Below are 19,526 nucleotides of genomic sequence, written 5' to 3'. Positions count from 1 at the left end.
GAGATGATAGCGCGGATTGGTGACAGGGGTTAGCGCCTCACGTTAAAGTGACGGTGCGGACCGGCGGGAGTAGTGGAATGAGCGACAACAAAACGCAGAAGACCGGACAGGACCCGGCGGAATTCATCGCCCAGGTCGAACCCGAACGGCGGCGGATGGACGGAGAGGTTCTGCTTGAATTCTTCCAAGATGTAACCGGTTTCGAGCCGGTGATGTGGGGGCCATCCATCGTGGGCTATGGCAGCTACCATTATGTTTACAAGACCGGCCGTGAAGGAGATTTCCTAGCCACCGGTTTCAGCCCGCGCAAGGCCAGCCTGAGCCTTTACATCATGCCGGGATACCAGGATTACGGGGAGATACTGAACCGCTTGGGCAAGCACAAGCTGGGGCGGTCCTGCCTCTATATCAACAAGCTGGCGGATGTGGATATGGACGTGTTGGCAGAGTTGATACAGGCGGGTCTGCGCGATCTGGACAAGACCTGGACCGTTCATCCGGTGTGAGCATATCATGCTGCGGGCAAACCGTGTGACTGGTTCGAGTGCGCTATGCCCCAGGTGCAATTCTGGTCAGGTTTGGGCAATCTTGCCCATGCAGCCTATCACAAGATAACCTAAGGTCAGCTGCGGTCGGGGGGCGTTCTGTCGATCACCACCGGGAAGGCGCCGTTCGGGATGACTGCTGCCATCCGGGCGGGTGGCCAGGTGCAGGTGCATCCTCGGCGGTCAGGTGATGAAACCGGGGAAGGGATGACATGAAATATCTGATGGCAAGCGTTGCGTTACTGGCTTCGGCTGGATTGGTGCAGGCGGGGGAAACATTCGACAGCGCGGGCGTGATCAAGGGTAAGACCAGCGCAACATTCCATCCGATCAGTGACGGGCATATGGTTATGGAGTTCACCAACACGCAGACATCTTTCGAGATGGCTGATCCTGCGAATCCGCTGGCCGGTATGACGGGTCGATGTACAGGCGCGATGGAAATTCGCGGATCGGCAGTGTCAGGCGGGGGTGTTTGTATCGCCCAGAGCGACGGCGGCGACATGGCTTTTGTCAGATGGCAAGGGCAGAACCTGTCGGCGGATGGCGCGCTGAACGGATCGTGGGTCATGATCGGCGGCACTGGCAGCATGGCAGGCATTTCGGGGGGCGGACAATATTCCAGCCTGACCGACCGCAGCACCGACGACTATGTGAATACCCTGACCGGGGCGGTGGCGCTTCCCTAGGCTAAGATACCCTGTGTAGGGGTGAAAGGTGCAGTGTCGGCCCTCCTCTTCTCACTTTGGGCCCGCGCTGCACTTTGAGTATCTGTTGTCGACCAAGACAATTTCCTGTTACTAAAACTAGTCCGGCAACCCCGCTAGGCGTAGGTCGTTAACAAACTGATCTGCAACGCCTGGATCACGGAACTTCCCCCTGAGACTGTGTCGCTGCAATCGGATCGAGTAGGTGGGAGCGATTTCAAGAAACATATCGATCACCTTTCGGGCGTCCTCGATGCGGCCCAACCGCACAAGTAACGCGGCCTGCGTACGACGCGCCAGATTGGGCATATCCGTCATACTTTGTATGGCCACTAATCCAGCCTCGAATTCTCCCGCAAAATAATGTGCCCAGGCCAGGGTCCACAGGTACCAGTCCGGGTGATGAGGATTCAGCCGGATGGCAGCCTGAATACGGGCGACGCCCTCGTCTATGCGACCCAGATATACCAGCGCCTCGGTAGAATCGGCGAGGACACCGGCTGAGTTGGGATTGAGCGTGATGGACCGGTTATATTCAATGACGGCCTGCTCAAGATCACCGCTCTGCATGGTCGCATTTGCCAGAACCCAGTGTGCCAACGAACTGTTCGGATCCAGTGCGATCGCCTTCCGGGCCGCGCTAAAGGCCTGATCCAGTGCCTCCTCTTGCGGTTGGTCGCCACACCATGCCCAGCGAAAGCAGTTGATGTGAACCCAGGCCAGGCTGAAGTAGGCCTCTGAGTAGCCTGGGTCGATTGCCAGCGCTTTCTCCGAGAGGTGCAGGGCCAGTTCATTACCCGCCGGCGTGAACTTCAGCCTCTCGGCGCGCCCGCGATTGACTAGTTCATAGGCCTCTAGGCTTTCGGTAGGTTTGCGCAGAAGACGATTGTATTCGGCCTGATTGATGTTTTCCTCAAGCGTCGCGGCGATGGTGCGGGTGATATCCTCCTGCAATTCGAAGATCCCGGCCAGATCGCGATCATAGGTTTCCACCCAGATCGTGTTGCCCGCCGTCGCATCGACCAGTTGTGCTGTGACCCGCAATTTGTCACCGGCTTTTTGCTGGCTGCCTTCCAGGACGTATCGAACACCAAGCTCGCGCGCGACCTGGCGTATATCCGCGGTCTTGTCCCGGTAGTAGAAGCTTGAATTCTTGGCGATGACAAAGAGGTCGGGAAAGTGGGAAAGCCTGGTGATGATCTCTTCGCTGATGGCATCGCTCAGATATCCCTTGTCGGTGCCCTGGCTTTGATCATCGAACGCGAGCACGGCAATTGAGGGTTTTTCCGGCAAGGGAAGGTTCGCCGTTGCCGGATCAAGCGGTTCGAAATCTGTGGCGGTGGTTTGCCAAGTGTAAAGGCCGACGCCCACAACACCTGCCAGCACGATCAGAGACAAAGACACGGACGATCCGAACTTGCGGCTGGTGGTGGGGCTTGAATGCGCGGGACCGTGCGGCCCGTCACCCGACATCGGGATTGCATCGAGCCGGTAACCCTTCTTGGGCAAGGTCTGCACGATCTTATGGTCGGTATCATTCAGGGCACGCCGGATATCGGCGATGCATTGCACCAGACTGTCATCGGTTACGAAGGTGTCGGGCCAGATGTTCTCGATGAGATCCGCCTTTGACACCAGTTCGCCATGGTGGCGTACCAGGTAAGTCAGGATGTCAGTGCTTTGATTGCGCAAATGGAGTGCGGTTCCATTTTCGTTTTTTAACTCTTTGGTCTGCAAAGAAAACGTGAACGCACCAAGACGGAAACCCTCGACGGATTTCGTTTCTTTTTCGTCGTTATCTCGGGACATTTCAGCGGCCTCCGTGCGCTCCTCAACATGCGGGGGTACCGCAGAGTTGGCAACTGAATTCGCGTCGCACACAGCCTTCCCTCGCGCCGATCACTTATCCAAGTAAGGGGAATTACGGATGAAAATGGGTATATTTTTTGCGCTTACACTCATTCTGACTGGCGCAGCTTCCGCATCAGAAAGCGGTAATTCATCTGGCGTTTCACCTGCATTACTTTTCGAGTTGAACGCGTGGCTTGATGCTGAAACCGAATACCTGGAAAGAGACCGTCGACCACTGATCGAGTTTGTTGGAGCTGAGCGGGGAGAAGACCTGCACGGTGTGGCAGATCGTTCGGGTGGCCGAACCCGCGGGCTCTACGACGCGGAGATTGAAACAATTTACTTGGTAGAGCCATGGTCCCCGGATAATTCGCGTGACATCAGCGTCCTATTGCATGAGATGGTGCATCACAGACAGTCTGGTCAGCACTGGTATTGCGACCAAGCACAGGAATGGCGGGCCTATCAGATTCAGGCGCAATGGTTAGCAGAACAAAAGATCGCAGATGACTTTTATTGGCCGGCGGTTTTACTTCAATCAAGTTGTACGAAACGAGATATCCACCCCGAGTGACCTATAAAACATGTCTTTAGCTTGGTCTGCCAAGCATTACAGTGAAGAAAGTGATGCGCTACGCACGAAAGGCAGGTTTGACGGGTCACGTCGAAGCATCATAACACGCAGCTCAAGAACGACTGTGAACTCGAAGTTGACATCTGACACTATCTAGCAGGTTAGCGGAGCGGGGCATTAAGTGGGGCGGGACGGCATTTCGAACATGTGCTGATCGGTGATGTTGAAGATGGCGCCGACGGTTTTGAATACCGAGAGCGCGTCGGTGAGTTCCTGATGGGAACTGACGCCCACTTTCTCGTAGATCGACTGGATCTGGTTGCGGATGGTTTTTTCTGCGCGCTCTGTCTGTTTGGAAATCTCGGCCGGACTATGGCCCATTATCGTGGCGCTGCAGACCTCGGCCTCGCGCGGGGTCAGTTCGAATACGTCGCGCAGCAGGCCCGGATTGACAGGATCGTCGCCTTGGCTGCCCACAAAGATCGCGAACATGCGCCTTGCATCAAAGAGGTCCTGATCAGCCTGGGCCGCGTCGGTCATCGACGGATGAAACGGAGCGATGCAGAGCGAGACCGGCCCATCGCCATGATCAACCCGCAATCCAGCGGGCACCTGATCCTGCTCGATCCCGCTAATCCGGTTTTTGATCTCACTGGCATAGCGTGGCTCGATCATGTGCAGCCGATCGTTGGTGTCGATGCGAAACAGCACCTGTCTCTCCAGCAGCCTGCGCCCGGCGGCATTGGAAAAGACAAGCCTTGCGTCGCGATCGGTGACCAGCATCGGCAGGGCGATGGCATCGAGAAAGCCCTGAAAGGTTTCGGCGGCATCCTTGGCCATGCGCAAGGCACGAGCTATGCGCGTGGCGCGTACCACATGAGGCGAGATCAGTTCAAAGAGCGCCTTCAGCCCGTCGGGGTCGGGGGTATCGTTGCTGCGTTCGTTCTCGAAGAAGATGAACACAGCTTCGCGCGGACCGCTCTGGGCAAATTTCAGTGACACCCAGTGGCCGATCCCCGCCGGTTCAAGCACGGTCTTGTAGGAAGTCGATCTGCGGAATTCGTCATCGGTGAAAATCTCGCGCGAATAGTAAACATCGCCGATCTTGGGATCGATCCGCCGCAAAAGCTCGCGCCGGTGATCGTTCTGGTCATCGGAAATGCCATGCACCTTGCCGTCTTTTGTGTGTTTTTCGTAGACCGCTTGCGAGGCAGTGTTGAAGCCATCGGGGCTGTACATGCCGATGAATTTCTCACTTTCCTGCGTGTAAACCGCCCCCATGAAGCCCGGAAAGCGGCGGTTGAGATCGGCAAGAAGCATTTGCCACTGGCGTTTTTCCAGTGCGGAATCGTAGACCACGCCGATGAGATCGCTGAGGTCCTGAAGGTCGGACCGTGGTAAAGTCATTATAATATAATCCCCAACTACTGCGCGTAGAATGACCTTAGGTGACCGCGAAAATCAACTTTTCCCGCAACGCTGGTGAATTCTGGACAATCTCGTGCGGCTGTGACATCTGCCGGGACGAGCCAGGAGAGAGCCGATGACCACCACCCGTTTTGCCCCGTCGCCCACCGGTTACATCCATGTGGGGAACCTGCGCACCGCGCTGATGAACTATCTGATCGCCGCCAAATCCGGCGGCACGTTCATCCTGCGCATCGACGACACCGATCCTGAACGCTCGAAAGAGGAATATGTCGACGGAATCAAGCAGGATCTGGAATGGCTGGGCCTGCACTGGGACCGGATCGAGCGGCAATCGGAACGGCTGGATCGCTATGCCGAGGCTGCCGACCGTCTGCGCGAAATGGGCCGGTTCTACGAGGCGTTCGAGACGCCCACGGAACTGGACCTGAAGCGCAAGAAACAGCTCAATATGGGCAATCCGCCGGTCTATGACCGAGCCGCGCTGGCGCTGAGCGAGCCAGAGAAAGACGCGTTGCGCGCCGAGCGTGGCAATGGCGTCTGGCGCTTCAAGCTCGATCAGGAGCGGATCGAGTGGACCGACGGCATTCTGGGCGATATCTCGATCGACGCGGCAAGCGTCAGTGACCCGGTGCTGATCAAGGCGGACGGTCAGGTGCTTTATACGATCGCTTCGGTGGTGGATGACGTTGAAATGGGTGTAACTCATGTGGTGCGCGGATCGGACCATGTGACCAACACGGCCACGCAGATCCAGATCATCGAAGCGCTTGGGGGCACGGCGCCCGCATTCGCGCATCACTCCTTGCTGACCGGACCGCAGGGGGAAAGCCTGTCAAAACGGCTGGGTACGCTGGCGCTGCGCGATCTGCGCGAACAGGGCGTGCAGCCGATGGCGCTTCTGAGCCTGATGGCAAGATTGGGGTCAAGCGACCCGGTTGAATTGCGCAGCGAGATGTCCGAGTTGATCGAAGGATTCGATCTTGGTCATTTCGGCGCCGCCCCCACCAAGTTTGATGTGGCCGACCTTTTCCCGCTGACCGCGCGCTACCTGCAAGCCCAACCCTACGAGGTGGTGAAGGAGCGGATCGCGGATCTGGGCGTGCCGGAGGAGATGGCGCTGCATTTCTGGGCTGTGACACGCGACAATATCTCGACGCTGAACGATCTGGCCGGCTGGTGGGCGATGTTCCGCGACGGCGCTGAACCGGTGATTGAAGAGGAGGACCGGGAATTCGTGGCCGAGGCGATGACGCTGTTGCCTGAGGGGCCCTATGACGGTCAGAGCTGGGGCGAGTGGACCAGCGCCGTGAAAGAGGCGACGGGCCGCAAGGGGCGGGGATTGTTCATGCCGCTGCGCAAGGCCCTGACCGGACAGGCGCACGGGCCGGATATGGCGCAGGTTCTACCGCTGTTGCAGAAGATCAGAGCGCGCGGGTGATCTGAAGCTAGCCAAGCTTGAATTGCACATTCCCGCCCCCAGACGGAAGCAATATGGTCGACTTTTTTTGCCTTGATCTATCGTTCGAGTTTGTCGCCCGCGCGGAATCAAGCCCGAAGGGCGCGTCGTCGAGGCGCGGCTTTGAGCAATGTCTGTACAAGGCCAATCGTGACGGGCTGCTGATCCGATTAAGCCTGATCTGCTCTAACGTCGCTGAATGGCCTGCCCGGCGGCCCAGCCAGACGACCATGCCCATTGGAAGTTGTAGCCACCCAGCCAGCCGGTCACATCCAAGGCTTCGCCGATGAAATAAAGCCCGGGCACGGTGGCCGACATCATCGTCTGTGAAGACAGCCCTGCCGTGCTGATCCCGCCCAGTGTGACCTCGGCAGTGCGGTAACCCTCTGATCCGTTGGGTTTCAGAACCAGGTGATGCAGGGCCGCGTCGAGTTCGGCCAGGCGGGCATCAGACTGATCGGCCAGGTTGCCTTCAATCTGCATCTCCTTGCTCAGATGCGCCACCAGACGCGCGGGCAGGTAGTGCGCAAGCTCACTTGCCAGCTTGCGCTTACCCGCCTCGCGACGTCTGTCGCGCAGGAGGTTGGCAAGCGGTACGTCGGGCAGAAGATCGGCGATGATCTCTTCTCCCTCGCGCCAGTAGGATGAGATTTGCAGAATTGCCGGCCCCGAGAGACCGCGATGGGTAAAAAGCAGTGCCTCGTCAAAACTTGTGCTGCCAGCGCTGAGCCGAGCAGGTACCGCGACGCCGGACAGCTCCGCGAAAGGATTGTCCGAAAAGGTCAGTGGCACGAGCGCAGGACGGGTATCAGTGACCGCATGACCGAACTGGCGGGCAATGTCATAGGCCAGCCCTGTCGCGCCCATCTTGGGGATGGACTTACCGCCGGTTGCTACCACGACGTTGCGGGCCGTCATAGTGATGTTCTGTCCGTCGCGGTCGAGGTGGGCAATGAACAGAGTGCCGTCATGGGACAGCTTTTTCATCTCAGTTTTCAGCCACAGCGCCGCCCCGGCCGCCGCCATTTCATTCTGCAACATGGCGATGATCTGCGGTGATTTACCGTCGCAGAAAAGCTGCCCCAGAGTCTTTTCGTGCCAGGTGATGCCATGACGCGCGAGAAGATCAATGAAATCCCATTGGGTATAGCGGCTGAGCGCGGATTTGCAGAAATGCGGATTTGCCGAGATGAAATTGGCAGGGCTGGCATGCAGGTTGGTAAAGTTGCACCGCCCGCCGCCGGATATCCGGATTTTTTCGCCGGGCGCCTTGGCGTGGTCAATCACCAGAACGTCTGGCCCGGCATGTGCCGCGCACATCATTCCTGCGGCACCGGCGCCCAATATCAATGTCTCAACCTGCATGATGGTGCCCTGCCTGAGCCGCGACCCGTCGTCAAGTTTTGGTGAACGCGGTTGCGGCGGGGACATGGCAGGTTATCTGGGCGCTAAACCCGATTAAACAAAACGAGGAGACAGATATGAAAACGCTGGAAGCCGGACAGATTTTCCCCAAAACCGAAATCGCAAGGCTGGGCGGCGGCACCCTGACATTGGGCGAGCCGTCTGGAACCGACAGATGGCAGCTCGTGGTCATCTATCGCGGTTTGCACTGTCCGCTTTGCAAGAAATATCTGGCGCGGCTGGAACAGGTGAAATCACGCTTTCATGACAATGGCATAGATGTCGTTATTGCCTCGGGCGATCCCGAGGAAAAGGCACAGGCAATGGCGGATGAAATTTCGATCACCGTCCCCGTCGGCTATGGGCTGACCATCGAGCAGATGCGATCACTTGGCCTTTACGTGTCAACCCCGCGCGGTCCGCAGGAAACCGACCAACCTTTCCCCGAACCGGGCATTTTCGTGGTCAATAATCAGGGCAAGCTGCATATCATCGATATCTCGAACGCGCCGTTTTCGCGCCCCGACCTCGATGCGCTGGCAGGGGGGCTCGAATTTATTCGCGCCAATGACTATCCGATCCGGGGCGCACATGCTGCATAACCCCTTGCAGTCTTAACCAAACCCGGCTCCGAAACGGCGACACAACCCTTCCCTCATCGGTCTCAAACTGCTAAACTATAGCCAACGACCCCGAAAACGGGGCGAAACTGAGGCTCGTAGGCGGTACAGATGACAGAGATGGTGTATGGGGCGGTCCCGGTTCGGGACGGAGAGCCCATTCTGCCGAAATGGTGGCGGACAATCGACAAATGGTCGGTGTCCTGCGTTCTGATGCTATTTGGTATCGGACTGCTGCTGGGCCTCGCGGCTTCTCCACCTTTGGCGGAAAAGAACGGGTTCCAGCCCTTCCACTATGTCCAGCGGCAGGCGTTTTTCGGAACGGTCGCGTTGTTGGCGATGATGCTGACCTCGATGATGAGCCCCCAACTGGTGCGGCGTCTCGCGGTGATTGGATTCATTGTGACCTTCATCTCGCTGATATTTCTTCCTTTTTTCGGAACGGATTTTGGTAAGGGCGCGACAAGGTGGTATTCTCTAGGCTTCGCCAGTCTGCAGCCCTCGGAATTTCTGAAGCCTGGTTTTGTTGTAGTAGCGGCCTGGATGATGGCCGCCGGGCAGGAAATCAACGGGCCGCCCGGCCTGAGACTGTCGTTTCTGCTGGCGATCATCATCGTCACGTTGCTGGCGCTGCAGCCGGATTTCGGGCAAGCCTGTCTGGTGCTGTTTGGCTGGGGTGTGATGTATTTCGTCGCCGGCGCGCCGATCCTGCTCTTGATGATCATGGCGGCTTTGGTCGTGCTTGCAGGCAGTTTTGCCTATTCGAATTCAGAACATTTCGCCCGTCGGATCGACGGGTTTCTCAACCCGGATGTCGACCCCAACACCCAACTCGGCTTCGCCACCAATGCCATTCGTGAAGGCGGGTTCTTTGGCGTGGGCGTGGGCGAGGGGCAGGTGAAATGGTCGCTGCCTGATGCGCATACCGATTTCATCATCGCGGTCGCGGCTGAGGAGTACGGGCTGATCCTCGTGATGTGCATCATTGTACTCTATGCCGCCATTGTCCTGCGGTCTCTGACCCGGCTCATGCGCGAGCGCGATCCCTTCATCCGGCTGGCGGGCACCGGCCTGATCGCCATTTTTGGTGTACAGGCGATGATCAATATGGGGGTTGCTGTGCGGCTTCTGCCCGCCAAGGGCATGACGCTTCCCTTCGTGAGTTATGGCGGGTCGTCGCTGATCGCCACCGGTATTGCCGTGGGGATGCTGTTAGCGTTCACCCGCAGCAGGCCGCAGGGTGAGATCGGAGATATCCTGAGAGGGCGGGTGAGATGACGGCACAAGCGCCGCTGCTGGTGATTGCGGCGGGAGGCACCGGCGGGCACATGTTTCCGGCGCAGGCGCTGGCCGAGGTCATGCTGGAACGCGGCTGGCGGGTCAAGCTTTCGACCGATGCGCGTGGCGCGCGTTACACCGGCGGATTTCCGCATACCGTTGCCGTCGAAGAGATTGCCAGCGCTACTTTCGCACGCGGCGGACCGCTGGCCAAGCTGGCAGCACCATTTCGCATCGTAAGCGGTGTTTTCGGCGCCTGGAGGAAGATGCTGGCGGATAGGCCCGCCGCGGTCGTGGGCTTTGGCGGTTATCCGACGATCCCAGCCCTGGCGGCGGCGCAGCTGCTGCGCCTTCCACGCATCATCCATGAACAGAACGGCGTGCTGGGCAAGGTCAACAAATTCTTCAGTACGCGGGTAAGCCGCGTGGCCTGTGGTACATGGCCTACGAAGCTGCCCGATGGTGTCGAAGGCGTGCATGTGGGCAATCCTGTGCGTGCATCGGTGCTGGAACGGGCCAACGCGCCATATATCTGCCCCGGCGATTACCCGATGTCGATCCTCGTGATCGGTGGCAGCCAGGGCGCGCGGATTCTGTCGGACGTCGTGCCGCCCGCGATTGCGTCCCTGCCGGTCGACATGCTGCGCAACATCCGGGTCAGTCATCAGGCGCGGGACGAAGACGGCCAACGCGTCGCGCAATTCTACGCCGATCACGATATCGACGCCGATGTTCAGCCCTTCTTTCGGGATGTCCCACGCCGGATGAACGAGGCGCAATTGGTGATCAGCCGGTCGGGCGCGTCGTCGGTGGCCGATATCAGCACCATCGGGCGCCCTTCAATTCTGATCCCCTATGCGGCGGCAACCGGTGATCACCAATCGGCCAATGCGCGCGGGCTTGTTGACGCGGGAGCAGCCATCCTGATCCCCGAGAAACGGCTTGAGGTCGCAGCGCTTTCGCAGCAAATAGCCACGGTTATCGACAACCCTGACGGATCGTCCAAAATGGCACGCGCAGCGTTTTCCTGCGCCATGCCCGAGGCACCACAGACGCTGGCGGATATGGTCGAGGAACTGGCGAGCAAGAGGGTATAGACATGAATGCGGCAACCAAACTTCCCGGCGACGTTGGCCCGATCCATTTCGTGGGCATCGGCGGCATCGGTATGTCGGGCATCGCCGAGGTGCTGTTGAACCACGGTTATACCGTGCAAGGCTCGGACCTGAAACGCTCGAAACTCACCGACCGGCTGGCTGATGCCGGGGCTCAGATTTTTGAGGGGCAGCGTGCCGACAACCTCGAAAATGCCGAGGTGGTGGTGATCTCGTCGGCGATCAAGCCGGGCAACCCGGAGCTTGACGAGGCGCGCGCGCGCGGCCTGCCGGTGGTGCGCCGGGCCGAGATGCTGGCGGAACTCATGCGGCTGAAATCCAATGTCGCTGTCGCCGGCACCCACGGCAAGACCACGACCACAACGATGGTGGCGGCGCTGCTGGATCACGGGCAGTTCGATCCGACGGTGGTCAATGGCGGCATCATCCACGCCTATGGCTCGAACGCGCATGTGGGCGATGGCGAATGGATGGTGGTCGAGGCTGATGAAAGCGACGGCACCTTCAATCGGCTACCGGCGACCATCGCGATCGTTACCAATATCGACCCTGAACATATGGAGCACTGGGGCACCGAAGAGGCATTGCACAAGGGGTTTCTCGATTTCGTCTCGAATATTCCGTTCTACGGACTTGCGGTCTGTTGCACCGATGATCCGGATGTACAGACACTGGTGGGCAAGATCAGTGACCGCCGCGTCATGACTTATGGTTTCAACGCGCAGGCGGATGTCCGCGCGGTCAATCTGACGTACAAGAAAGGCATCGCGCATTTCGATGTGGTGCTACAGGCCGAGGGCATGATAATCGAAGGTTGCACCCTGCCAATGCCCGGTGATCACAATGTCTCGAACGCGCTCTCCGCTGTCGCGGTGGCACGCCATCTGGGCATGAAACGCGATGAGATTCGCGAAGCGCTGGCTGCCTTCGGTGGCGTCAACAGGCGCTTTACCCGTGTGGGTGAGGTTGGCGGTGTGACCATCATCGACGATTACGGCCACCACCCGGTAGAAATCACCGCGGTTCTCAAAGCCGCCCGGCAGGCGACCGAAGGCCGCGTGATCGCAGTGCATCAACCGCATAGATACACCCGCCTGAGCCACCATTTCGAAGATTTTTGCGCCTGTTTCAATGAGGCCGACGTTGTGGCGATCGCCGAGGTGTTTTCCGCCGGTGAAGACCCGATCGAAGGCGCCAGCCGGGATGACCTGGTGGCGGGTCTTATCCGTCACGGCCATCGCCACGCCCGCGCGCTGGAAGATGAGGATGATCTTGAGCGCCTCGTGCGCGAGCAGGCCAAACCCGGCGATCTGGTGGTTTGTCTGGGTGCCGGTACGATCAGCGCCTGGGCCAATGCCTTGCCCGCGCGGCTGATGAAAGGCGCGGCATGACGGCGCTGTTTGTCGTGTCATGCCTCTGGGTGCTAGCCGCCTCGGTCGTGGCGCTGTTGCCGCTGCGATACCAATATGCGCCAGGTATCATGTTGTTGCTGGCGGCGCCGGTGCTGATCTATCTGATCGGCCGGAACGTAGGGTCTTGGGCGGGCGCCGCCGCCGCATTAGCTTTCATTTCTATGTTCCGGAAACCGTTGCGCTATTTCGCGCGCCGGGCTATGGGCCTTTCGGTGGAGGTACGGAAATGAGTCTGTCGTTGATTCTGGCGTGTATTTGGGCGTTGCTGGCGAATGTGCTGGCGATGATACCCAGCCGAGACAACCATTGGCGCCGCGCCTATTTTCTGATTGCGGTCGGTGTTCCCATCCTGGGGTATGTCACCTATGAGAACGGCCCGTTGCTGGGTTTTCTTGTCCTTCTCGCAGGCATGAGCATATTGCGCTGGCCGCTCATCTACTTCGGTCGCTGGGTCAGGGGCATTTTCCTGCGTAAGCGAAGCGCAGAGGCGACTTTGCCGCCTGAGGGATAAAGTGGGCGAACGCATCCCGCCCTAATCTTCCCGGTATGAGATTGCTGGATCTGGCACGTAATCATGGCAGATATCCCTGACGACTGAAAAAGAAATCCTTCAGATTGTCGCTCTGTGTTTTGCCGTGACAGCGTTTTTCTTGCTGTATTTCATCGCACGAAAACTTAGTGGAATCTCGTTGTTTCTGACGTGGCTTGTCCTGATGTTTTTGTTCGGGCTGTCGGCTGAACTTCACCTGCTGGCCGAAACCGCGACCTCGTGGAACTTTGCATTTGTTGTTATGTTTCAATCGTTGCTTTTGATGCTGGGCGGTACCTTGGGCACGATTTACAACATTTATAAACGCAACATGGCTTGACGTGGCGCGCCCGACGCGGCAATCCCGCGCCATGACCGTACTTCCTGTTCCCCGAGGCAAGCTCACCCCCAACCGTCCGCTCAATGACCTCACATGGCTGCGGGTAGGCGGGGCGGCGGACTGGCTGTTCCAGCCTGTGGATGAGGATGATCTGGCCGACTTTCTGGCTGGTCTCGATCCTGCCATCCCGGTTTTTCCGATGGGTGTCGGCAGTAACCTGATCGTGCGGGATGGTGGTTTGCGTGCAGTGGTGGTCCGGTTGGGGCGCGGCTTTAACGCGATAGAATTAGACGGCAATCGCGTGACCGCCGGGGCGGCCGCATTAGACGCCCACGTGGCGCGCAAAGCGGCGGATGCCAGCATCGACCTGACATTCCTGCGGACGATCCCCGGTGCCATAGGCGGCGCGGTTCGGATGAATGCGGGTTGTTACGGCAGCTACACTGCCGATCACCTGGTCGAGGCACGGGTGGTGACACGGGCAGGCAAGGTCGAAACGCTTATGCCCGAGCAGCTCAATTTTCAATACCGCCATTCCGACCTGCCCGAGGGCTGGGTGATTACCGAAGCTACGTTCGAAGGCGAAAGTGGCCTACCCGAAGACCTGCACGCCCATATGACGGCGCAACTGAAAAAGCGCGACGAAACCCAGCCCACCAAGGACCGCACCGCTGGCAGCACCTTTCGCAATCCGGCTGGCTTTTCCTCGACTGGGCGCGACGATGATGTGCATGATCTGAAGGCGTGGAAGGTGATCGACGATGCGGGGATGCGCGGGGCCACGCTAGGCGGCGCGCAGATGAGTCCCAAACATTCCAACTTTCTCGTTAATACCGGGAGTGCCACCGCTGCCGACCTTGAAGGGTTGGGCGAAGAAGTTCGAAAAAAGGTTTTCCAAACCAGTGGAATAGAGTTACATTGGGAAATCATGAGGGTCGGCGAAACGATCCCGACATAAGTCAGTAGGCAGTTAACAAAAACAAGGACCAGAAACAGGTCCGGCATATTGAGGCACAAGGTGGTTGGTTCGAGCAGAACAACCCTGAATGTGGCGGTGATCATGGGCGGCCCCTCGGCTGAACGAGAGGTGTCGCTATCGTCCGGGCGCGAATGCGTCGCCGCATTGCGGGAAGCAGGCTATGAAGTGGTTGAGGTCGATGCGGGCCCCGACCTTGCCATGCGGCTTTCCCACATTTCCCCAGATGTTGTGTTCAACGCGCTTCATGGTCGCTGGGGCGAAGATGGCTGTGTGCAGGGCATGCTGGAATGGATGCGCATTCCCTATACCAATTCGGGGGTTTTGGCCTCGGCCCTAGCGATGGACAAGGAAAAAACCAAGGCTGCGTATCGTGCAGCGGGCCTGCCGGTGGTCGATAGCCTGCTGGCTGACAAGGACGAGGTTGCTGCGCGCCACGTGATGGCGCCGCCCTATGTGGTCAAACCGTATAACGAAGGATCCTCTGTCGGGGTTTATATCGTCAACGAGGCGGCGAATTCTCCGCCGCAGCTTTCCGATGAGATGCCTCAGACCGTGATGGTCGAAGCCTTTGCGCCGGGGCGCGAACTGACCACCACCGTGATAGGCGACCGCGCCTTGACAGTGACTGACATCATTACTGAGGGTTGGTACGATTATCATGCCAAATATGCAGAAGGCGGCTCCAGCCATGTGGTGCCCGCCAATATTCCGCGGGAGATTTTCGATGCTTGCATGGACTACGCTCTGCGTGCCCATCAGGTGCTAGGCTGTCGCGGTGTCAGCCGTACCGATTTCCGCTGGGATGAAGCGCGCGGGCTGGCGGGGCTTATTCTGCTGGAGACCAATACACAACCCGGCCTGACGCCCACATCGCTCTCGCCCGAGCAGGCACAGGCGGTTGGCGTGTCCTTCCCCGAACTTTGCCGCTGGATGATCGAGGATGCCTCATGCGACAGGTAGGTTCGCGCCCCGATCCCGCCCCGTCGCGCTGGTCCTACCGGTATCAGCGGTTGATGCTGACGCCGTTTTTTCGCAAGGTGCTGCGTGTCGGAATTCCGTTCTGCCTGGCATTCGGTACAGCGACGGCCTATCTCTCTGACGAGGTCCGGCGCGAGCGGTTGGTGCTCGCTTATACCGACATTCGCCACCGGATCGAAACACGACCCGAGTTCATGGTCAACCTGCTGGCGATCGAGGGAGCCAGTGCGGGTGTTCAGGAAGAAATCCGCGAAATCTTTCCTATCGAATTCCCCATTAGCTCATTCGATCTGGAGCTTGATCATATCCGCAATCTGATCAAGGACCTGCCCCCTGTGGCCGATGTCAGTGTGCATATCCGGCAAGGTGGCATGTTGATTGCCAAGGTGGTCGAACGCGAACCGGTCGCGCTTTGGCGCAGCCGCGACGGGCTGGCTATGGTTGATGTCGACGGCGTGCGCGTGGCCGAGTTGGATAGCCGCACCGACAGGCCCGACCTGCCCGTTGTTGCAGGACTGGGCGCTGATAAAGCCATCCCCGACGCGCTGAACATTCTGACCGCCGCCGCCCCGCTTGTCGGTCGCGTGCGTGGGTTGGTGCGGGTGGGCGAACGTCGTTGGGACCTGGTGTTGGACCGGGATCAGCGCATCCTGTTGCCCGAGCATAACCCGGTGCGCGCAGTGGAGCGGGTGATCGTTCTTGGCGAAGTGCAGGACATGCTTGAGCGCGACTTGGTCGCCGTAGATATGCGCATGGCCATGCGCCCGACGATCAGGATGAACGAACGCGCGGTCGAGGAATGGTGGCGCGTCAGAAAGATTTCAGCAGATATTTCGGCGGGGGGCGGAAATTAATGATCGAACTTTACGAAACCCAGCGGGCGATGCGCAACATGCGCAAGGCAGCAATGCAGCGCGGCGTTGTCGCGGTGCTTGATGTCGGCACATCAAAAATTGCCTGCCTTGTCCTGCGCTTTGACGGTACCGACCGGCTGGCCGAGGCCGAGGGGATCGGCGGTATGGCCGGACAGGCGGGTTTCCGGGTGATCGGAGCGGCAACGACGCGCTCGCGTGGTGTCCGGTTCGGTGAAATTGAAGTGATGCAGGAAACCGAACGTGCCATTAGGACAGCTCTGCAGGCGGCGCAGAAAATGGCCAATATCCGCGTCGATCACGTCATCGCGTGTTTTTCCGGCGCCCAGCCGCGGTCCTACGGGCTGGCGGGCTCGGTGGAACTCGACGGGGATGTGGTGTCGGAACAGTGTGTCAGCCGCGTGCTGTCGGCCTGCGATGTGCCCGATTACGGCGAGGGCCGCGAAGTGCTTCACGCCCAACCGGTCAATTTCGCGCTGGATCACCGGTCGGGTCTGATCGACCCGCGCGGGCAATTGGGTCAGGTGCTGTCGACCGATTTGCATTTGCTTACGGTGGATGAGATTGCGGTGCAGAACCTTGCCCATTGCGTAAAGCGCTGTGATCTTGAACTCGCCGGTCTCGCCAACTCGTCTTATGTCTCGGGCATTTCGTCGCTGGTCGAGGACGAACAGGAGCTGGGCGCAGCCTGTATCGATCTGGGCGGTGGTTCAGCTGGCGTGTCTATCTTCATGAAAAAGCACATGATTTATGCCGATAGCGTGCGTATAGGTGGGGATCATGTGACGAGCGATATCTCGATGGGGCTGCAGGTGCCTACGGCCACGGCCGAGCGGATCAAAACCTTCTATGGCGGTGTGGTTGCCACCGGCATGGATGATCGCGAGATGATAGAGATCGGCGGCGACACAGGCGATTACGAGCATGATCGCCGCACTGTCAGCCGCGCCGAACTGATCGGGATCATGCGCCCGCGGGTCGAGGAGATCCTCGAAGAGGTGAGGGCGCGGCTTGACGCGGCCGGGTTCGAACATCTGCCAAGTCAGCAAATCGTTCTGACCGGTGGAGGTAGCCAGATCCCCGGTCTTGACGGGTTGGCCAGCAAGATGCTGGGTCAGCAGGTCCGTCTGGGCCGTCCGCTCAGGGTGCACGGATTACCACAGGCAGCGACCGGGGCGGGATTTGCCAGTGCGGTCGGAATGTGCCTGTTTGCCGCCAATCCCCAGGACGAATGGTGGGATTTCGAAATTCCGGTTGATCGCTATCCCGCGCGGTCGCTGAAGCGCGCGGTCAAGTGGTTCAAAGATAACTGGTAGCCAGATGAGTCCGATATCGGGCTGTGCTGGGCAGTTTTGGCGCAAAAATGTCGGCAATTACGGCCAAAACCACTGTTTCCGATTCGGAAACGCAGGTTTATGCCTGTTTTTCACGAATCGCGTGACGCTAAGCGATTGTTGTGATAGAATTTTTTCTAAGGCCCAAAGAGGCCGAAACCGAGGATGAGCAGACATCCTTACATCTGATGGTTGAACGAATGCGCGTGACGCGTGTTTATGGTGGTGAGGAGTACTTGTGGATAGCTGAATCCGGAACCGCGATATCTGGCCGTGTTGGCGAAATAACGCGTTGGAAGTCAAAGTACTAACCATATTTTGTGTCTACAGGGTGGTTTTTTGATGACGGAAACGGTAACCAAAGGTAATGATATCCCTCATTAAGCGGAACTCGGCCTGCGCGGGCAGGCTTAACAGCAGGCGGAACGAAAAATGACATTGAACCTGACAATGCCAGGACATGAAGAGCTGAAACCCAAAATTACCGTGTTTGGTGTCGGCGGCGCAGGCGGTAACGCTGTGAACAACATGATCGAGAAAGAACTTGATGGTGTTGAATTCGTCGTGGCCAACACGGATGCACAGGCCCTTAGCCAGAGCAATTCGGAAAGCCGGATCCAACTGGGCGTGAAAGTGACTGAAGGGCTGGGCGCAGGGGCCCGTGCCAGCGTCGGTGCCGCGGCGGCCGAGGAAAGCATCGAGCAGATTGTCGATCACCTGGCGGGGGCACATATGTGCTTCATCACCGCCGGTATGGGCGGGGGCACCGGTACGGGTGCTGCGCCGATCATCGCACAGGCCGCCCGGGAACTGGGTGTTCTGACTGTTGGCGTTGTTACCAAACCCTTCCAGTTCGAAGGCGCAAAGCGCATGAGGCAGGCCGAGGATGGTGTTGAATCTCTTCAGAAAATGGTCGATACGCTGATCATTATTCCGAACCAGAACCTGTTCCGATTGGCGAATGAGAAAACCACCTTTACCGAGGCGTTTTCGATGGCCGATGACGTCCTTTATCAGGGCGTCAAAGGCGTGACCGACCTGATGGTTCGCCCGGGTCTTATCAATCTCGACTTTGCCGATGTCCGCGCGGTGATGGACGAGATGGGTAAAGCCATGATGGGCACCGGCGAGGATAGTGGCGAAGATCGCGCCATTCAGGCCGCCGAGAAAGCCATCGCCAACCCGCTGCTGGACGAAATCAGCCTGCGCGGCGCGAAAGGTGTACTGATCAACATCACCGGTGGTCACGATCTGACGCTGTTCGAACTGGATGAGGCGGCCAACCGCATCCGCGAAGAAGTGGACAGCGATGCCAACATCATCGTCGGCTCCACGCTAGATACCGCGATGGAAGGTGCGATGCGCGTCAGCGTTGTCGCCACCGGCATCGACGCCACCGAGGTGGTCAGCGACATTCCGGTGCCGCGCCGGTCCCTGGCTCAACCGCTGAAGCAGTCGGTCGAGGCCGAGCATCGCGATGAGCCTGAAACTCAGGAAATGCCAGCAGTGGCGATCGCGCGGTCCGAAGAAGAGCCTTCGCTTTTCAACGACATGGATACGCAACGTGTCGCTGCCGAAGATCAGATGGAGGAAATCTTTGAACCCTCCTTCGAGCGCCGCGCTGAGCGTGTCGAAGACGATGTGCCGCCGCCAGCCTACCGACCGCGCGTTGAAGAATTCAATCCGCGGGCTGAGGAGCAAGACAATCTGGAAGAGTTTGTCGCGCCGCGGGCCCAAACCGCCGGAACGCCGTCACCCGATGCGATGGCTCGTCTGCAGGCTGCCGTGGCGAAAGTGCCCCAAGGTGGCGGTGGATACCAGCGGCCGCAGGAGCGTCAAAGCGCGCCAGCAGAGCGCACTCTGAGCGAGCGCCCGCGCTTCGGCATCAACACGCTGATCAACCGCATGACCGGTCATTCAAGCGACGCCGACACTGCGCAGGCGGCGCGCCCTGCGCGGCAACAACCCTCTATGCAGTCCCCGCAGGCACAGCGCGCACCGGCGGAATCGCATGCCGAGGAAGATGAGCAGATTGAAATTCCGGCCTTCCTGCGGCGTCAGGCTAACTGAAATCAGGTCAATTCGAAATTCGGAATGGGGC

At 58.9% G+C, this 19,526-nt stretch carries 19 protein-coding genes; 15 read left to right on the top strand and 4 right to left on the bottom strand.

Translation table 11 applies throughout. The features are described 5' to 3' along the window. Window positions 1–77: 77 nt before the first annotated feature. Complete coding sequence (locus tag LC334_RS01120; protein ID WP_085798390.1) at window positions 78–506, top strand: DUF1801 domain-containing protein; 429 nt, start codon at window positions 78–80, stop codon at window positions 504–506. 251 nt (window positions 507–757) lie between these two features. Beyond that, window positions 758–1,234 (top strand): hypothetical protein, encoded by a 477-nt coding sequence (locus LC334_RS01115; protein ID WP_085798389.1) that lies wholly within the window; start codon window positions 758–760, stop codon window positions 1,232–1,234. Window positions 1,235–1,351: 117 nt separating this feature from the next. Here the strand turns inward: LC334_RS01115 and LC334_RS01110 are convergent, their stop codons facing one another. Next, window positions 1,352–3,061: a winged helix-turn-helix domain-containing tetratricopeptide repeat protein gene (locus LC334_RS01110; protein ID WP_085798388.1), complete on the bottom strand. Its 1,710-nt coding sequence runs from the start codon at window positions 3,059–3,061 to the stop codon at window positions 1,352–1,354. Between the two features lie 118 nt (window positions 3,062–3,179). Between LC334_RS01110 and LC334_RS01105 the strand changes: the two genes are divergently transcribed. Beyond that, entirely contained in the window at window positions 3,180–3,677 is a 498-nt protein-coding gene (locus LC334_RS01105) for a DUF6647 family protein (RefSeq protein WP_085798387.1), read from the top strand. A 177-nt stretch (window positions 3,678–3,854) separates the two neighbouring features. Here LC334_RS01105 and LC334_RS01100 read toward each other — a convergent pair whose 3' ends face one another. Next, window positions 3,855–5,084 (bottom strand): helix-turn-helix transcriptional regulator, encoded by a 1,230-nt coding sequence (locus LC334_RS01100; protein WP_085798386.1) that lies wholly within the window; start codon window positions 5,082–5,084, stop codon window positions 3,855–3,857. A gap of 136 nt (window positions 5,085–5,220) precedes the next feature. Between LC334_RS01100 and gltX the strand changes: the two genes are divergently transcribed. Continuing rightward, window positions 5,221–6,546 (top strand): glutamate--tRNA ligase, encoded by a 1,326-nt coding sequence (gene gltX, locus LC334_RS01095; protein WP_085798385.1) that lies wholly within the window; start codon window positions 5,221–5,223, stop codon window positions 6,544–6,546. 204 nt (window positions 6,547–6,750) lie between these two features. Here the strand turns inward: gltX and LC334_RS01090 are convergent, their stop codons facing one another. Continuing rightward, window positions 6,751–7,929 carry a BaiN/RdsA family NAD(P)/FAD-dependent oxidoreductase gene (locus LC334_RS01090; RefSeq protein ID WP_085798384.1) on the bottom strand — a complete coding sequence of 393 codons (1,179 nt, stop codon included), beginning with the start codon at window positions 7,927–7,929 and terminating at the stop codon, window positions 6,751–6,753. 116 nt (window positions 7,930–8,045) lie between these two features. Here LC334_RS01090 and LC334_RS01085 point away from each other — a divergent pair, with 116 nt between their 5' ends. From LC334_RS01085 to LC334_RS01060, 6 genes are all read left to right on the top strand, one after another. Continuing rightward, on the top strand, window positions 8,046–8,570 hold the full coding sequence (locus tag LC334_RS01085) for a redoxin domain-containing protein (protein ID WP_085798764.1): 525 nt from the start codon (window positions 8,046–8,048) through the stop codon (window positions 8,568–8,570). A gap of 129 nt (window positions 8,571–8,699) precedes the next feature. Then, on the top strand, window positions 8,700–9,866 hold the full coding sequence (gene ftsW / locus LC334_RS01080) for a putative lipid II flippase FtsW (RefSeq protein ID WP_085798383.1): 1,167 nt from the start codon (window positions 8,700–8,702) through the stop codon (window positions 9,864–9,866). After that, window positions 9,863–10,963 carry a UDP-N-acetylglucosamine--N-acetylmuramyl-(pentapeptide) pyrophosphoryl-undecaprenol N-acetylglucosamine transferase gene (locus tag LC334_RS01075; RefSeq protein ID WP_085798382.1) on the top strand — a complete coding sequence of 367 codons (1,101 nt, stop codon included), beginning with the start codon at window positions 9,863–9,865 and terminating at the stop codon, window positions 10,961–10,963. Before ftsW ends, LC334_RS01075 begins: the two co-directional genes overlap by 4 nt. 2 nt (window positions 10,964–10,965) lie before the next feature. Next, window positions 10,966–12,372 (top strand): UDP-N-acetylmuramate--L-alanine ligase, encoded by a 1,407-nt coding sequence (gene murC / locus LC334_RS01070; RefSeq protein WP_085798381.1) that lies wholly within the window; start codon window positions 10,966–10,968, stop codon window positions 12,370–12,372. Beyond that, window positions 12,369–12,623, top strand: coding sequence for a DUF2484 family protein (locus LC334_RS01065; protein ID WP_085798380.1), 255 nt, complete (start codon window positions 12,369–12,371; stop codon window positions 12,621–12,623). The genes murC and LC334_RS01065 overlap by 4 nt, the downstream gene beginning before the upstream one ends. Further along, the gene (locus LC334_RS01060; protein WP_085798379.1) at window positions 12,620–12,904 is read left to right on the top strand and encodes a DUF2484 family protein; all 285 of its coding nucleotides are present in this window, start codon (window positions 12,620–12,622) and stop codon (window positions 12,902–12,904) included. The genes LC334_RS01065 and LC334_RS01060 overlap by 4 nt, the downstream gene beginning before the upstream one ends. A 61-nt stretch (window positions 12,905–12,965) precedes the next feature. Here LC334_RS01060 and LC334_RS01055 read toward each other — a convergent pair whose 3' ends face one another. After that, complete coding sequence (locus tag LC334_RS01055) at window positions 12,966–13,295, bottom strand: hypothetical protein (RefSeq protein ID WP_139836255.1); 330 nt, start codon at window positions 13,293–13,295, stop codon at window positions 12,966–12,968. On the opposite strand from LC334_RS01055, the gene murB reads away from it, so the two are divergent. From murB to ftsZ, 5 genes are all read left to right on the top strand, one after another. After that, window positions 13,294–14,220, top strand: coding sequence for a UDP-N-acetylmuramate dehydrogenase (murB, locus tag LC334_RS01050; RefSeq protein WP_085798763.1), 927 nt, complete (start codon window positions 13,294–13,296; stop codon window positions 14,218–14,220). The genes LC334_RS01055 and murB overlap by 2 nt on opposite strands. Window positions 14,221–14,322: 102 nt before the next feature. Further along, window positions 14,323–15,201, top strand: coding sequence for a D-alanine--D-alanine ligase (locus LC334_RS01045; protein WP_244900026.1), 879 nt, complete (start codon window positions 14,323–14,325; stop codon window positions 15,199–15,201). Further along, window positions 15,189–16,073, top strand: coding sequence for a cell division protein FtsQ/DivIB (locus LC334_RS01040; protein WP_085798377.1), 885 nt, complete (start codon window positions 15,189–15,191; stop codon window positions 16,071–16,073). Before LC334_RS01045 ends, LC334_RS01040 begins: the two co-directional genes overlap by 13 nt. Next, a complete protein-coding gene (ftsA, locus tag LC334_RS01035; protein ID WP_085798376.1) occupies window positions 16,073–17,407 on the top strand; it encodes a cell division protein FtsA in 1,335 nt (444 codons plus the stop codon). Before LC334_RS01040 ends, ftsA begins: the two co-directional genes overlap by 1 nt. 450 nt (window positions 17,408–17,857) lie before the next feature. Next, window positions 17,858–19,495, top strand: a complete 1,638-nt coding sequence (gene ftsZ, locus LC334_RS01030) for a cell division protein FtsZ (protein ID WP_085798375.1) — start codon at window positions 17,858–17,860, stop codon at window positions 19,493–19,495. The last annotated feature ends 31 nt before the right edge of the window (window positions 19,496–19,526 follow it).

Origin of the sequence: Roseovarius aestuarii, from assembly GCF_019966515.1 — a bacterium.
In the GTDB taxonomy this organism is placed as follows: domain Bacteria; phylum Pseudomonadota; class Alphaproteobacteria; order Rhodobacterales; family Rhodobacteraceae; genus Roseovarius; species Roseovarius aestuarii.
The sequence above is the reverse complement of the archived record's forward strand: the minus strand, read 5'-3'. Positions and strand labels throughout refer to the sequence as shown.